The 1,386-nt window shown below is 28.1% G+C and carries 2 protein-coding genes; both read left to right on the top strand.

The genetic code is table 11. The annotated features are described in order from the left end of the window. The first annotated feature begins 323 nt into the window (after nt 1–323). A complete protein-coding gene (ermCL, locus tag BO48_RS16750) occupies nt 324–383 on the top strand; it encodes a 23S rRNA methylase leader peptide ErmCL (protein ID WP_002497446.1) in 60 nt (19 codons plus the stop codon). Nucleotides 384–442: 59 nt separating this feature from the next. Next, entirely contained in the window at nt 443–1,177 is a 735-nt protein-coding gene (gene erm(C), locus BO48_RS16745; RefSeq protein WP_007410443.1) for a 23S rRNA (adenine(2058)-N(6))-methyltransferase Erm(C), read from the top strand. Nucleotides 1,178–1,386: the final 209 nt, after the last annotated feature.

Raw genomic sequence — 1,386 nt, 5'->3', positions numbered from 1 at the left:
CTCTGGCAACCCTCAAAATTGAATGAGACATGCTACACCTCCGGATAATAAATATATATAAACGTATATAGATTTCATAAAGTCTAACACACTAGACTTATTTACTTCGTAATTAAGTCGTTAAACCGTGTGCTCTACGACCAAAACTATAAAACCTTTAAGAACTTTCTTTTTTTACAAGAAAAAAGAAATTAGATAAATCTCTCATATCTTTTATTCAATAATCGCATCCGATTGCAGTATAAATTTAACGATCACTCATCATGTTCATATTTATCAGAGCTCGTGCTATAATTATACTAATTTTATAAGGAGGAAAAAATATGGGCATTTTTAGTATTTTTGTAATCAGCACAGTTCATTATCAACCAAACAAAAAATAAGTGGTTATAATGAATCGTTAATAAGCAAAATTCATATAACCAAATTAAAGAGGGATATAATGAACGAGAAAAATATAAAACACAGTCAAAACTTTATTACTTCAAAACATAATATAGATAAAATAATGACAAATATAAGATTAAATGAACATGATAATATCTTTGAAATCGGCTCAGGAAAAGGCCATTTTACCCTTGAATTAGTAAAGAGGTGTAATTTCGTAACTGCCATTGAAATAGACCATAAATTATGCAAAACTACAGAAAATAAACTTGTTGATCACGATAATTTCCAAGTTTTAAACAAGGATATATTGCAGTTTAAATTTCCTAAAAACCAATCCTATAAAATATATGGTAATATACCTTATAACATAAGTACGGATATAATACGCAAAATTGTTTTTGATAGTATAGCTAATGAGATTTATTTAATCGTGGAATACGGGTTTGCTAAAAGATTATTAAATACAAAACGCTCATTGGCATTACTTTTAATGGCAGAAGTTGATATTTCTATATTAAGTATGGTTCCAAGAGAATATTTTCATCCTAAACCTAAAGTGAATAGCTCACTTATCAGATTAAGTAGAAAAAAATCAAGAATATCACACAAAGATAAACAAAAGTATAATTATTTCGTTATGAAATGGGTTAACAAAGAATACAAGAAAATATTTACAAAAAATCAATTTAACAATTCCTTAAAACATGCAGGAATTGACGATTTAAACAATATTAGCTTTGAACAATTCTTATCTCTTTTCAATAGCTATAAATTATTTAATAAGTAAGTTAAGGGATGCATAAACTGCATCCCTTAACTTGTTTTTCGTGTGCCTATTTTTTGTGAATCGATTATGTCTTTTGCGCAGTCGGCTTAAACCAGTTTTCGCTGGTGCGAAAAAAGAGTGTCTTGTGACACTCTTAAATTCAAAATCTATCGGTCAGATTTATACCGATTTGATTTTATATATTCTTGAATAACATACGCCGAGTTATC

Source organism: Lacicoccus kunmingensis DSM 17847 (genome assembly GCF_059568765.1).
Note: the sequence above shows the minus strand (reverse complement) of the source record. Positions and strands in the feature narration are given on the sequence as shown.